The sequence below is a fragment of the Mameliella sp. CS4 genome, assembly GCF_019392335.1.
Classification (GTDB): domain Bacteria; phylum Pseudomonadota; class Alphaproteobacteria; order Rhodobacterales; family Rhodobacteraceae; genus Antarctobacter.
In genome coordinates this window covers 64,392-77,005 of the sequence record NZ_JAHXRQ010000017.1, presented here as the reverse complement: position 1 = coordinate 77,005, position 12,614 = coordinate 64,392, and the positions used below count along the sequence as shown (strand labels likewise).

13 protein-coding genes are annotated in these 12,614 nt (G+C 64.1%); 6 read left to right on the top strand and 7 right to left on the bottom strand.

Features of this window, described 5'->3' with window-relative positions; all coding sequences use genetic code 11:
- Positions 1 to 208: 208 nt before the first annotated feature.
- The 3 genes from KZZ07_RS18635 to KZZ07_RS18625 all read right to left on the bottom strand — a co-directional run bounded on the left by KZZ07_RS18635 (position 209) and on the right by KZZ07_RS18625 (position 2,188).
- A complete protein-coding gene (locus KZZ07_RS18635; protein ID WP_219516412.1) occupies positions 209 to 643 on the bottom strand; it encodes a methyltransferase family protein in 435 nt (144 codons plus the stop codon).
- Positions 644 to 712: 69 nt separating this feature from the next.
- Positions 713 to 1,144, bottom strand: a complete 432-nt coding sequence (locus tag KZZ07_RS18630) for a rhodanese-like domain-containing protein (protein ID WP_219516374.1) — start codon at positions 1,142 to 1,144, stop codon at positions 713 to 715.
- Positions 1,145 to 1,234: 90 nt separating this feature from the next.
- A complete protein-coding gene (locus KZZ07_RS18625; RefSeq protein ID WP_219516373.1) occupies positions 1,235 to 2,188 on the bottom strand; it encodes an MBL fold metallo-hydrolase in 954 nt (317 codons plus the stop codon).
- 124 nt (positions 2,189 to 2,312) lie between these two features.
- On the opposite strand from KZZ07_RS18625, the gene KZZ07_RS18620 reads away from it, so the two are divergent.
- Positions 2,313 to 3,062, top strand: coding sequence for an SDR family NAD(P)-dependent oxidoreductase (locus KZZ07_RS18620; protein WP_219516372.1), 750 nt, complete (start codon positions 2,313 to 2,315; stop codon positions 3,060 to 3,062).
- Between the two features lie 332 nt (positions 3,063 to 3,394).
- Positions 3,395 to 4,084 (top strand): MORN repeat-containing protein, encoded by a 690-nt coding sequence (locus tag KZZ07_RS18615; RefSeq protein WP_219516371.1) that lies wholly within the window; start codon positions 3,395 to 3,397, stop codon positions 4,082 to 4,084.
- Between the two features lie 77 nt (positions 4,085 to 4,161).
- Here the strand turns inward: KZZ07_RS18615 and KZZ07_RS18610 are convergent, their stop codons facing one another.
- Together KZZ07_RS18610 and KZZ07_RS18605 are read right to left on the bottom strand one after the other, a co-directional pair.
- Positions 4,162 to 4,488 (bottom strand): hypothetical protein, encoded by a 327-nt coding sequence (locus tag KZZ07_RS18610; RefSeq protein ID WP_219516369.1) that lies wholly within the window; start codon positions 4,486 to 4,488, stop codon positions 4,162 to 4,164.
- Positions 4,489 to 4,741: 253 nt separating this feature from the next.
- Positions 4,742 to 5,320 (bottom strand): TetR/AcrR family transcriptional regulator, encoded by a 579-nt coding sequence (locus tag KZZ07_RS18605; RefSeq protein ID WP_219516368.1) that lies wholly within the window; start codon positions 5,318 to 5,320, stop codon positions 4,742 to 4,744.
- A 90-nt stretch (positions 5,321 to 5,410) separates the two neighbouring features.
- On the opposite strand from KZZ07_RS18605, the gene KZZ07_RS18600 reads away from it, so the two are divergent.
- Positions 5,411 to 5,866, top strand: coding sequence for a (2Fe-2S)-binding protein (locus KZZ07_RS18600; protein WP_043146821.1), 456 nt, complete (start codon positions 5,411 to 5,413; stop codon positions 5,864 to 5,866).
- A gap of 3 nt (positions 5,867 to 5,869) precedes the next feature.
- A complete protein-coding gene (locus KZZ07_RS18595) occupies positions 5,870 to 8,107 on the top strand; it encodes a xanthine dehydrogenase family protein molybdopterin-binding subunit (RefSeq protein WP_219516367.1) in 2,238 nt (745 codons plus the stop codon).
- Positions 8,108 to 8,335: 228 nt separating this feature from the next.
- Here KZZ07_RS18595 and KZZ07_RS18590 read toward each other — a convergent pair whose 3' ends face one another.
- Complete coding sequence (locus tag KZZ07_RS18590; protein ID WP_219516366.1) at positions 8,336 to 9,112, bottom strand: gamma-glutamyl-gamma-aminobutyrate hydrolase family protein; 777 nt, start codon at positions 9,110 to 9,112, stop codon at positions 8,336 to 8,338.
- A gap of 446 nt (positions 9,113 to 9,558) precedes the next feature.
- Between KZZ07_RS18590 and KZZ07_RS18585 the strand changes: the two genes are divergently transcribed.
- Complete coding sequence (locus KZZ07_RS18585; RefSeq protein ID WP_219516365.1) at positions 9,559 to 9,897, top strand: hypothetical protein; 339 nt, start codon at positions 9,559 to 9,561, stop codon at positions 9,895 to 9,897.
- 72 nt (positions 9,898 to 9,969) lie between these two features.
- A complete protein-coding gene (locus tag KZZ07_RS18580) occupies positions 9,970 to 10,251 on the top strand; it encodes a hypothetical protein (RefSeq protein WP_219516364.1) in 282 nt (93 codons plus the stop codon).
- A gap of 198 nt (positions 10,252 to 10,449) precedes the next feature.
- Here KZZ07_RS18580 and KZZ07_RS18575 read toward each other — a convergent pair whose 3' ends face one another.
- On the bottom strand, positions 10,450 to 12,600 hold the full coding sequence (locus KZZ07_RS18575) for a malate synthase G (RefSeq protein WP_219516363.1): 2,151 nt from the start codon (positions 12,598 to 12,600) through the stop codon (positions 10,450 to 10,452).
- Positions 12,601 to 12,614: the final 14 nt, after the last annotated feature.

Here is a 12,614-nt window from a genome sequence, read left to right as displayed (position 1 = left end):
TGCAGCACTGCCGAAACAATATTGCGCACGATCGTATACCAGCCTGGACCATGTATAGAATATTCCTCATGGTTTCCGTAACTTGCCCGCTCCACCCTGTGCCGAAGCGTCGGCCAAGGAACACCCGCGCTTGGCATAGGGCGGGCGCCATGCGACCACAGGTCACCTCTACCAAAGGATTAGTGCTGAATTTTCAGGCAATCGAGGATCAGACCCACCGCCGCACATCCTTTTCGTAGCGGGCAAAGGCGGCGCGGAATTTCCGGCGCAGGCGATCCTCTTCGGGCGTGATAAAGCGCCGTTCGATCACCCAGACAAAAATCGGCACAAGCGGCAGCGCCAATACCGCATCCCAATACAGGATCATTCCCAGAAGGATCATCGAGTCGCCAAGGTAGATCGGGTTGCGCGACCGTTTGAAGATTCCGCTTGTCACAAGGCGGTCCGCCTCCTGGTGCGGGATGATGGTGGTCCGGTGGCGCCGCATCTCGTAGAAGGCCAGCGCCATCAAGATCACCCCGCCCCCCACCAGCAGCCCGCCCAGCAAATCGGCGACAACCGGGCCAAAACTCAACCCGTAGCCGAAATGGGTCTTTTGCACCCAGGCCACACACAAGGCCCCCAGCAGCCAGACCGGCGGCATGTCGATCCATTTCAGCACCAAGCACTCTCCTGCAATTGCGGTTGTTCCGACTGGCGGTGGCCCCGTGTCCTAGTCGGGACGATAGGCGCCGTCCCTCAGCCATCCCTCATAGCCCGACTGCATGACAAGCACGTTTTCCCGCCCCATCACCCGGGCCGCGAAGGTGGCCTGTGACGACCGGACACCGGTGTTGCAGAACAGGATGACCATACCCTCCTCGGGAATCTCGTCCAGCCGGCCCGGAACCTCGCGCCACTCGATGTGGCGCGCGCCGGGAATCGTTCCCGCCTCGAAATCCGCAAGGCTGCGGGTGTCGATGAAATGGACGCCCTCCCAGACCTCGCGCGTCAGCTGCTGCGGCAGGATGATCCCGGCGGTCGCGGTGGCGAAATCCATGTATCCGATGATTTCATCCTCCAGCTCTCCGGCCAAGGCTGGGGCTATGGGCGCAAGCGCGGTGAAACCGATCGCGAAAACCACCGCTTTGAAACTGGAATCCATGGCAGGGCTCCCCTCGTCGTTTCGGCACAGGCCAGAGGCGGGCCAGACATCTGCCAGGCGCCGCTTCCCTTATCCTACACCCGAAACGGGTTATTCCCACTCCATCTCTTCAAAAACGCGTCCCGCGTTCTTGGTGGCCAGTTCCTCGAAAGTGTCGAGATGCGCCCAGTTGGATTGGTCGATGTAATAGGCCTCGGACAGGTCGCCGCCCGCGTCGATATGGTCGCCGATCTTGGCGCGCAGGTCCTTGAGGTACTCCGAGGTATAGCGCGTCACCTGCGCCATGTTGGTCGGATGGCCGTGGCCGGGAATGACATAGGTCGCGCCCAGCCCGGCAAAGGGGCCGTCGAAGGTCTCGATCCAGCAGCTGGTGCAGGTGTCGGCAAAGATCGGCGGCATGCGTTCGTGAAAGGCGATGTCGCCGGCGATCACGATGCCCCATTGCGGAATCCAGACCTGCGTGTCGCCCGGCCCATGCGCAGAGCCAAGATGCAGGATGTGGAATTCGACCTCGCCCAGGGTAAAGGCGTATTCATCGTCGAAGGACATGTTCGGCACGACAACACGGGTGCCCTCGGCCTTGTCCTGGTTGTAGCGCTGCATCCCCTGCAGGATGAAATCGCCGTTTTCCTCGACCTCCTCGATGGCCTCTGCATGGGCGAGGATGTCGACCCCCAGGTCGGCCCAGTAGGAATTGCCGAGCATGGCATGGCCCTGCCCGTTCTCGTTGATGACCAGTTTCACCGGCTGGTCGGTGACGGCCTTGATCTCGTCATGCAGGGCCTTCGCCAGCCGCGCCGAGGCGCCACCGTTGACGACCACCACCCCGTCGCTGGTCACAACAAAGGACAGGTTGTTGTTGTGGCCCGAGTTTTCATAGGTCGGCGGCGCCGTCGCGCCGATGGCCGAGAAGACATGCGGGATGACTTCGACCGGCTTGTCGTAAAGCTCGGACTGCGGGTACTTGTCGGCGATATCCTCGCTGGCCTGTGCGGCAGCGGCCGCCAGAACCAGTGCCGTGGTCAGGGCAAAACGTGTGTTCATGAGATCCTCCCGAAAATCCAAATCATATTCGCATGCGTGAATAGCATTGCCAAGCAACCTGTCGCGGACCTCTTGTCACAGCGCGGCGGCGCGGTAGGGTTCACCCCGCAAGAGGGAGGCAGAAATGATTGAAGGCAAACACGCGCTGATCACCGGCGGCGGCAGCGGCATCGGGCTGGCCATCGCGCAGGCGCTGGCGGCCGAGGGCGCCCTGGTCACGATCACCGGCCGCAACGCCGAGCGGCTGGAGGCCGCGCGGGGCGACCGGATCTTTCCGATCTCGATGGACGTGATGGATGAAACCGCGGTCATTCATGGAGTGGGCGAGGCCGTCGCCGCACGCGGGCCGGTTCAGATCTGCGTGCCCAACGCCGGGATCGCCGAGGGGCGGTCGATCCTCAAGACGGACATGGAATTCTGGCGGACCATGATGGCCACCAATGTCGACGGCGCCTTTCTGACCATCCGCGAATGCCTGAAAAGCATGGTCGAAACCGACTGGGGCCGGGTGATCGCGGTGTCCTCGATTGCCGGGATCAAGGGGCTGAAAGGCGCACCGACCTATACCGCCTCGAAACACGCGCTCATGGGGCTGATCCGGGCTCTGGCCGCAGATTACGCCAGAAAGCCTTTTACCTTCAACGCGCTGTGCCCCGCTTACGTGGACACGGATATCGTGACCATGAATGTCGGCAACATCATGGAGCGCACCGGCTGGTCCGAGGCAGAGGCCCGCGCCGCGATGGTGGATGTGAACCCGCATGGCCGGTTGATCGCGCCGGAAGAAGTGGCGCAGGCGGCGGTCTGGCTCTGCCACGAGGCCTCGGGCAGCGTGAATGGACAGGCAATCCAGATCGCGGGCGGCGAGATCTGACGCCCCATTTTCGCTTGCGGCGGTTGGCCCGAGACGCCTCAGCGCAGGTGGCAGACCCGACACTTGACGCAGGTCAATGTGACGGACGCCGCTGCGCGACATCCTGTGACAAGATCAAGGACCTTGCCCGGTTTGCACCCTGAGCCGGGTCCGCCCTTGGCGCGAAATGTCACCCGCCGTTCTCCAGACGGGGCCTGTCACCGCCCGTCCGTCGTACGGCGGCGGACAAGGGTTTGTCGCCGGGCCGGGTCAGCGCCCTGATCCAAAGGCCGGACGGCGACAGGGACGGGGCGAATACGACCCCGTAGCGCGAGATTGAGGAGGAGACTTCGATGTCTGGACTGTTTCGGAACGGGCTGATTGCGCTTGCGGTACTGATTGCCGTCACCGTGATGGGAAACGGCGTCGCGCGGGCCGAGGACGATGCCGCGCGGCTTGTGGTGATCAACAGGACGGATGCCAGTCTGCATGTTTGGGGAAATGCGATCTTGCCCTTTTCCAAGGGCGTGATGCTGGCCCCGCACAGCGAAGCCTCATACCGGACCTTTCCCGGCTATGAATTCTACACGGCCATCGCCCCCTGTGTGTCCAAGGCCCCGAAGGTCGTGAAATCCGTCGTCGTCTATTCCGGAAAATACTACGAAGTGACCTTCGACGCCGTCGATTTTGGCCTGTCCTACATGGTCGACGCGCCGCATTGCGACGACTCGACTGCCCGGGATCATCAGCCCTACTGCAGTTTTGCTGGCGACTGGAAAACCTCCTGGACGCAGGGCGAAGGCTCGACCACGCCGATGCGCATCGACGACAAGGGGACGGTGTTTGACGGCACCTATGACTGGAAAAACGGACATATCACCGGCACCCTTCAGGACGGGACCCGCCTTGTCGGGGAGTGGCGGCAGGACGACGGCAAGGGAACCTTCGACCTGCAGTTGAAGAGCTGCGACCACTGGGAAGGCACCTGGGAAGACCCGATCAACGGCCGCAAGGGCGAGTGGTTCGGCGACCGCGCCTACTGACACCCGACGTGGCGACCGCCCGACCGGGTCGGCCCGGCAGCTTCAATCAGCAGCATTCAGGCCCGTCCCAGCCTTCGTCAGGGGCAGAGCACAAACCCCGAGTCGGACATGATGCAAGCCCCTTGGCTCACGCAAACGTCCCGACATTGGCTCAGTGTCAAACTGCACTCTTCGTAGACGACTTCGTCATCGGCCACCGACTGCGCCGCCAGTCCGTTGGCCACACATTGATCGTAACCGTTCATGCACCTGTCATCGCATTGCGATGCACCGGCGGCCAGGATGATCGACAGTCCGTCGACCGACAGGGCAGCCGCACCGGTCGGCGGACCTGCCAAAGCCGGGGCAATCGGCAAGACGGCCAGCAACAGCGTCGCGATGAGGCGGGAAAATCCAAGAGGCATGTCGTGTTCCTTCGCAGTCGCACCACCAGATGAAACCTGGAAAGATGCGCAATGCATCGCACGACATGGGGGTTTCATCCCCGCAATGACTTGGGCGTACGACACGGGCAACAGAACAGCAAACCAAAGGCCTGCCGGGACGACCACCCGCAAGGCAAGACTACCCCGAGCGGACGCGCTTCCCTAAGATATTCGCCTTGTTCGTCCGAAATCATGCGCAAACGACCCGATAATCGGGATCTGTGCGCCAGCATCACTCTGTCAGACCGCGCGCCAGCAACCGCGCAAGCCGGGCGCGCTGTGCTTCGAACTGTTCGAACGGCGGCTGCTTGATGCCGTCGAGCGCGCCAAGGATCAGCGCCGCCGTCTCCTCGGGCGTGCCCTCCAGCACCACCCTGCCCCTCTGGACCTCCCGCGCCAGCCAGGCCGCGAAGACGCCGGTCAGGCGCACGGTGCCCGCCGCGACCTCGTCCCGGGCATGGCTGTCCTTGAGGTCAAGCAGGTCGGCGCCATGCGGGCTTTCGAGCATCTCGCGGAGCAGCGGCCCGGTCTTGGCCGCGAAGGCCCGCGCCAGCAGGTCCGCAACCGGGCCATCCTCCGCCAGCACCTCGGCCACGGCTTTTGCGGCGGTCTCGAAATAGACGTCGACCATGCGGCGGGCGATGTCTTCCTTGTTGCGGAAATGCTGGTAGAGCGCAGGGCGGGACATGCCAGCGGCGCGGGCTATGTCCTCCATCGAGGTACGGCGGAAGCCATATTGGCACATCACCGCCATGGCGGCCGCCATGATCGCCTCTTGCTTGACCTGATCGCCTTGCGGTGCATCCATCATGAAACCAGTCCTGACAAAAATACGCAAAACTGTCAATTGACACCCTGACACATTTCTCCCATTTTGTCACAAACCGACCAGGAGGACGACATGGCCACCACGCTCACCGTCAACGGCACCTCGCATGAGGTGGACCTGCCCGACGAGGTGCCTCTGCTCTGGGCGCTGCGCGATGCGCTGAACCTGACCGGAACCAAGTTCGGCTGCGGTGTCGCGGCCTGCGGCGCCTGCACGGTGCATATCGACGGCGAGGCGGTGCGCAGCTGCCAGGTGCCGGTGGGCGATGTCTGGGGCGAGGTCACGACGATCGAGGGGCTGGGCACGCCGGATGCCCTGCACCGGCTGCAACAGGCCTGGGTGGATCACCAGGTGGCGCAATGCGGGTACTGCCAGTCCGGCCAGATCATGCAGGCCGCCGCGCTGCTGGCGGAAACCCCGAACCCCACGGATGACGACATCGACGCGGCCATGAACGGCAACCTCTGCCGCTGCGGCACCTACCCGCGCATCCGCGCCGCCATCAAATCCGCCGCCCAAGGAGCCTGAGCCATGTCCCGGATCGGAAAGATCGCCCGCCGCACGTTCCTCTTCGGCGCCGTGGCCGTCGCCGGGGGCGCCGCCTTTGGCGCCTGGTACGTCAGTCGCCCCGCCCCCAACCCGCTGAAACCCGCCGAAGGCGAGACCAGCCTCAACGCCTTTGTCCTGATCGACGGCGAGGGCGTGACCCTTGTCGCCCCCCGCGCCGAGATGGGACAGGGCACCATGACCACTTGGGCCGCCCTGATCGCCGAGGAGATGGACCTGGCCTGGGAGGATGTGCGCGTGATCCACGGCCCGCCCGCGCAGGCCTATTACAACAGCGCCCTCATGGGCGAGGGCCAGACGCACAAAGGTTATGACGCCTCCGCCTTTCAGAATTCGCTGGGCGAGATGATGGGCGTTCTGGGCAAGGTGTTCTCGATGCAGGTCACCGGCGGGTCCACGGCCATGAAGGACGGGTACGAGCGGATGCGCGTCACCGGCGCCGCCGCCCGCGAGATGCTGAAGACCGCCGCCGCCAAGCGGCTGAACGTCGGCGTGGTCGAGTTGCGCACGGAAAACGGCGCCGTGATCGCCCCGGACGGCACCGCGATCCCCTATACCGAGCTTGCCGCCGAGGCGGCGGAGGTCGAGCCGCCCCGGATCGAGCTGCGCGAGCGCAGCGAATGGAAGCTGCTGGGCACTTCGCTGCCGCGGGTCGACATGCTGGGCAAGTCCACCGGGACCGCACAGTTCGGCATCGACACCCGCCTGCCCGGAATGCGCTTTGCCGCGGTACGCCAATCGCCCACGCGCGGCGGGATGAAAAGTTATGACGCCTTCGATGCCGGTCGCATGCCCGGTGTCGAAAAGGTGGTCGACCTGGGCGACGGGCTGGCGGTGATCGCCACCAACACCTGGCTGGCCCAGCAGGCGGTCGATGCCATCGAGGTCGAATGGGACCCCGCCCCCTACCCCGAAACCACCGAGGCCCTGGTGGCGGCGGTCGAGGCGGCATTCGATGCCGAGCCGGATTCGGTGCTGCGCGACGACGGCAATCCCGAAAGGCTGCCCTCGGGCGCGACCTCGGTCGAGGCCGAATACCGCGTGCCTTTCCTGGCCCATGCCACGATGGAGCCGATGAACGCCACCGCCTGGTTCGACGGTCAGCACCTTCGGCTTTGGTGCGGCAACCAGGGGCCGACCTTTCTGCGCGATGCCTGCGCCGCAGAGGCCGGGATCGACCCCGAAGAGGTCGAGGTGAACGTGACGCTGATGGGCGGCGGCTTTGGCCGCCGGGGTGAATTCGACTACGCGGTGGTGGCCACCAAGGTCGCCAAGGCCATGCCCGGCACGCCGGTCAATGTCACCTGGTCGCGCGAAGAGGACATGACCCACGACTACTATCGCCCGCCTGCCATCGCGCGGATCACGGGCGCCGTGGCCGATGGCGCGCCGGTGGCCTTCGATGCGAAGGTCGCCTCGCCCTCGATCGCGGAACAGGCGCTGCAGCGTTGGGTCGGCTTTGCGCCGGGCGGTCCGGACAAGGGCATCGTCGACGGCATCTACAACCAGCCCTACGGCATTCCGAACTACCGCGTCGCGGGCCACAAGGCCGAGATCGTGCCGCCGCTGGGGTTCTGGCGTTCTGTCGGGGCCAGCTTCAACGGGTTCTTCCACGAGTGTTTCATGGATGAACTCGCACATGCCGCCGGGGCCGATCCGCTGGAAATGCGGCTGAAGCTGACGCGCGACGAATGGCTGCCCGCCTTCTACGCGCTGGAGGCGGTGCGCGACATGTCCGGCTGGACCGGCAAGACCGAAGACGGCGTCGGGCGTGGGCTGGCGATGGTCTACAGTTTCGGCACGCCCACGGCGATGGTGATCGAGGTGCGCGACGAGGACGGCCTGATCCGGCTGACCGATGCCTGGATCGCCGCCGACCCGGGCGTCGCACTGGACCCGTCGATCATCGAGGCGCAGCTGACCGGGGCGATGGCCTATGGCCTGTCTGCCGCGATGGGCGAAGAGGTGACATTCGCGGGCGGCGTCGTGGAACAGAAGAACTTCCCGGATTACGAGCCGCTGCGCATGGCGCAGATGCCGCGCACGCAGGTACAGATCCTGGAAAACCAGGAGCGGTTGAACGGGATCGGCGAGGTCGGCACACCCCCTGCCGCACCGGCGCTGGCCAACGCGCTCTTTGACCTGACGGGCAAGCGTGTGCGGGACCTGCCGCTGAACGAGGCCTTTGATTTCTACGTCTGATCGCCCGCGCCCGGCCCCATGTCGGGCGCCCTTCCGCCCCCGGAGCGGCGGAAAACCGATTTTCCGGGGGGACGCCACGGCAATGCCAGATTGGCTAGGCAAATCGGGAAATATACCCTAAAGTATAGGACAGACCCGTAAGACTGTTCTCGGGCATTTTTTAACGATTTCCAGCCCCTGTCGTCCCGGCAGGGGCTTTTTCGTGACCTGTCAGTGGTTGACCGGGCCTCAGCCCGCGACGCGCAGCCCCTCGGCGCCCTTTTTCGCCCAGTCATGGACGGCGGCACCGAAAGCCTCGAACAACGGCCGCGACACCGGATCGCTGGCGGCGTTCCATTCCGGATGCCACTGCACCGCCAGGGTAAAACCCGGAGCGTCCTTGATGTAGATCGCCTCGGGCGTGCCGTCGGGCGCAAACCCGTCGATCACGATGCGCGACCCGGCGGTCTTGATCCCCTGCCCGTGCAGCGTGTTGGTCATCACCTCGGTGGACCCGAACAACTGTTGGAAGGGTCCCCCTTCGGTCAGCGAAACCTTGTGGCGCAGGGCGAATTTCTCTTCCAGTGTACCATCGGGCGGCATCCGGTGGTTCATCCGGCCCGGCAAGTCGCGGATTTCGGGATACAAAGAGCCGCCCATTGCCACGTTGACCTCCTGGAAGCCCCGGCAGATTCCCAAGAATGGCTGGCCGCGCTGAACGCAGGCACGTACCAGCGGCAGGGTGATGGCATCGCGGTTGCGGTCGGGCTGGCCGTGCGCCTCTGTCCATTCCTCGCCGTATTCCTCGGGGTGGACGTTGGGGCGCCCGCCGGTCAAAACGAACCCGTCGAAGGATTCGAGCAATTCGTCGACGCTGACCAACCTCGGGTCCGATGGGATCACCACCGGCAGGCAATGGGACACCTCGGAAACGGCCTCGGAGTTCATCGTGCCACCCGCGTGGGTCGGGTACTGATCGTTGATCAGGTACTGGTTGCCGATGATGCCGACGAGGGGGCGCGCCATGTGTCTGCTCCTTATGAACAGACCATATGTAGACCACCTGGACCCGCGCGAAAAGTGTCCGCCCGCACAGAACAGCCTGCGGGCATACACAGGGCGCACACACTGCCTCTCACGCAGGCAAGCGGCCGGGGGCCCGTCTTCTTCGGCGCTGGCGGCGGGTCACTGTCGGTCGCGTTCCCGCCAATTCGCCGAAGTGGGCCTGGAGGCTGGAACAGCCTCCCGCCCCAGATCTGAACGGAGTCGCTATACATCACGCTTTCCTGTACCGTCTTCCCAAAGGGCGGTCATGAGACGCACACAACAGGATTACTCTGTGTGTGCAACCGGACGCCTCCGTCGCATGGACGGCATTCCGCTTGGGGAATTTCGGCCCAGACCGGACTATGCGCGGCTGTTGGTGGGTGCATATTGGTTTAGTTCAAAACAAAGAATTGGAAACGGATGTCATGACCTTCACACTGAGAGCTGCCCTGTTGATCGGGGCTTTAGCATCATCGGCAGCAAACGCGGAATGCTGGGAAGGCGGGGCCTATACCGAAAACCTCGAAGGCGTTTACTCTCAGAGCTGGTGGGTCGATAACGTGAGATCCAACGGCGATGGCTCTTGCACTGTCAATTTCAAAGGCGAGGGAAAAATCGGGGACTTCGGTGGCGTCCTGACCATCAAATGTGGCGGTTCACCGACCTGGAGGTGGGAGGCTATCCACCAGGATTACCCGGGCAAGCAATCTGTTCCTCGTGAGGCGCTCGTCGCGCTAAGCGCTTCCGTTTGCTTCGGAAATTGAGTGCTGAGAGTTTGAGAGGCCCGCTCACCCGGGGTCCGTTATAGGGGACAGTCCCCGTCGAAAGGAAATTGCATGTTCAGGAAATTTCTATCATTGGCGGTGCTCGCGGCGTCCGGCGCTGCGATGCCCGTTCCGGCGACAGCCCAGACCTGCCTCGAAGCGGGATGCGCAGATTTCTGCGGGCCGGGCTTTGTCCAGATCGCCGGCACCTGCCTGCATGTCACCGAAAAGGGTGACCGGTGTGTGAACGAGTCGTTTCGCACACCTCTGAGTGGTCCGTTGCGCACGGTCGGCAGCCCCTGCACGGCCAAAAATGACGAAGGCGAGAGCTATACAGGCTGGGTCGGAAAGTAAGGCGGTAGGAGCAGCCCCCGACGTGCAGACACTGCCGTGATCCATGCGAAGGGTCGCTTTGCACCCACATCTCGCCTGTCAGCAATCGGCTTGCTGGCAATGCCTTGGGCGTGACCTCGACGGATAAAGGACACGAATTAAGGGCAAAGGGCACGCCGACAGCATGCCCCCGCCCGATCCATACCGATGGCGCGGACTTCAGCCCGCCGCCTTCAGCTCCAGCCGCCGCTTGTGCAGCACTGGCTCGGTGTAGCCAGAGGGTTGCACCCGCCCCTCGAAAACAAGGTCGCAGGCCGCCTGGAAGGCGATGCCGTCGAACCCCGGCGCCATCGGCTGGTAAGACGGATCACCGGCATTCTGGCCATCCACCACCTCGGCCATGCGCTTCATGATCTCCATCACCTCTTCCCTCGACACCACGCCGTGGTGCAGCCAGTTGGCGATATGCTGGGCCGAGATGCGGCAGGTGGCGCGGTCTTCCATCAGGCCGACATCGTTGATGTCGGGCACCTTGGAACAGCCGACCCCGGCGTCGATCCAGCGCACGACGTAACCGAGGATACCCTGGGCGTTGTTTTCCACCTCGCGGCGGACCTGTTCGGGGCGCCACTTGCGGAAGGTGGCCAGCGGGATTTCCAGCACCGCGTCCACATGAGCGCGGCGGCCCCCGGCGCGCAGGGCCTTCTGCACGGCAAAGACATCGACCTTGTGGTAATGCAGCGCATGCAGCGTGGCGGCGGTGGGTGACGGCACCCAGGCACAGTTGGCCCCCGCCTTGGGGTGTTCGATCTTGGCCTCCAGCATGGCGGCCATCTTGTCGGGCATGGCCCACATGCCCTTGCCGATCTGCGCCTTGCCGGACAGGCCACATTCCAGCCCGATGTCCACGTTGCGCGCCTCATAGGCGCCAATCCAGCCCTTGCGCTTGATGAAGTCCTTGCGGCTGAAGGGGCCGGCCTCCATCGAGGTGTGGATTTCGTCCCCGGTTCGGTCGAGGAAGCCCGTGTTGATGAAGGCGACCCGGTGTTTCGCGGCCCGGATGCATTCCTTGAGGTTGACCGAGGTCCGGCGCTCCTCGTCCATGATGCCCAGCTTGACAGTGTATTGCGGCAGGTTCAGCGCCTTTTCGACGAAGGTAAAGACCTCGTCGGCAAAGGCGACCTCATCCGGTCCGTGCATCTTGGGTTTCACGACATAGACCGAGCCGGTGTGCGAGTTGCGCAGGCCCCCTTCCGTCCGCTGCAGGTCGTGCCGCGCGATCAGCACGGTGATCAGCGCATCCATCAGCCCCTCGAAGATCTCAGAGCCATCGCGCAGCAGGATCGCCGGGTTGGTCATCAGGTGGCCGACGTTGCGCACCAGCATCAGAGCGCGGCCCTTGACGGTGAAAGGTGCGCCCTCGGGGCCGGTGAACTCGTGGTCCGGGGTCAGTTTACGGGTGACGGATTTGCCCCCCTTCTCAAAGGTTTCCGACAGCGTGCCCTGCATCAGGCCCAGCCAGTTCGCATAGGCCAGGGTCTTGTCCTCGCCATCGACGCAGGCGACGGAATCCTCGCAATCCATGATCGCCGAGACGGCGGATTCCAACCGCACATCCGCCAGACCCGCCTGATCGCGGGCGCCGATGAAATGGGTGCGGTCAAAGACCAGTTCGACATGCAACCCGTTGTTGCACAGCAGGACGGCCTCGGGTGCCTTGGGGTGGCCCCGGTAGCCGCGGAACTTCGACGGGTCGATCAGCGGGTGGTCATCGACCAGCAAAGCGCCGTTCTGGACGTGATAGCGGCGGGCGTCGGCGTGGCTGACACCCTCGACCGGGAAAGCCTCGTCCAGGAAGACGCGGGCGCGGGCGATGACGCGGGCGCCGCGGCCGTTCTCGTAGCCGCCTTTTGGCGGCAGCGAGCCCATCGCGTCGGTGCCGTAAAGCCCGTCATAAAGGCTGCCCCAGCGGGCATTGGCGGCGTTGAGCGCATAGCGGGCATTGGTGATCGGCACCACCAGCTGCGGGCCCGGCACGGTGGCGATCTCTGGGTCGGTGTTGGCGGTCTCGATCTCAAAGTCGCCGCCTTCGGGCAGCAGGTAGCCGATTTCCGCCAGGAAAGCCTTGTAGGCCTCGTGATCATGCGGCTGGTTGGCACGCGCCTTGTGCCAGTCGTCGATCTGTTTCTGCAGCGCCTCGCGCTTGTCCAGCAAGGCGCGGTTGCGCGGCCCAAAGTCATGCGCGAGTTCGGACAGCGCCTGCCAGAACCCTTCCGCCCCGATGCCCGTGCCCGGCAGGGCCTGCTCTTCGATAAAGCTGGCCAGTCCTTCGTCGACGTTCAGCCCGGCGCGTTCCACTCGGTCGACCATAGTATACCTCTCAT

Coding starts and splice junctions, on each gene's coding strand:
- KZZ07_RS18635 (WP_219516412.1), bottom strand. CDS start 643: ATGCCGCCGGTCTGGCTGCTGGGGGCCTTGTGTGTGGCCTGGGTGCAA.
- KZZ07_RS18630 (WP_219516374.1), bottom strand. CDS start 1,144: ATGGATTCCAGTTTCAAAGCGGTGGTTTTCGCGATCGGTTTCACCGCG.
- KZZ07_RS18625 (WP_219516373.1), bottom strand. CDS start 2,188: ATGAACACACGTTTTGCCCTGACCACGGCACTGGTTCTGGCGGCCGCT.
- KZZ07_RS18620 (WP_219516372.1), top strand. CDS start 2,313: ATGATTGAAGGCAAACACGCGCTGATCACCGGCGGCGGCAGCGGCATC.
- KZZ07_RS18615 (WP_219516371.1), top strand. CDS start 3,395: ATGTCTGGACTGTTTCGGAACGGGCTGATTGCGCTTGCGGTACTGATT.
- KZZ07_RS18610 (WP_219516369.1), bottom strand. CDS start 4,488: ATGCCTCTTGGATTTTCCCGCCTCATCGCGACGCTGTTGCTGGCCGTC.
- KZZ07_RS18605 (WP_219516368.1), bottom strand. CDS start 5,320: ATGATGGATGCACCGCAAGGCGATCAGGTCAAGCAAGAGGCGATCATG.
- KZZ07_RS18600 (WP_043146821.1), top strand. CDS start 5,411: ATGGCCACCACGCTCACCGTCAACGGCACCTCGCATGAGGTGGACCTG.
- KZZ07_RS18595 (WP_219516367.1), top strand. CDS start 5,870: ATGTCCCGGATCGGAAAGATCGCCCGCCGCACGTTCCTCTTCGGCGCC.
- KZZ07_RS18590 (WP_219516366.1), bottom strand. CDS start 9,112: ATGGCGCGCCCCCTCGTCGGCATCATCGGCAACCAGTACCTGATCAAC.
- KZZ07_RS18585 (WP_219516365.1), top strand. CDS start 9,559: ATGACCTTCACACTGAGAGCTGCCCTGTTGATCGGGGCTTTAGCATCA.
- KZZ07_RS18580 (WP_219516364.1), top strand. CDS start 9,970: ATGTTCAGGAAATTTCTATCATTGGCGGTGCTCGCGGCGTCCGGCGCT.
- KZZ07_RS18575 (WP_219516363.1), bottom strand. CDS start 12,600: ATGGTCGACCGAGTGGAACGCGCCGGGCTGAACGTCGACGAAGGACTG.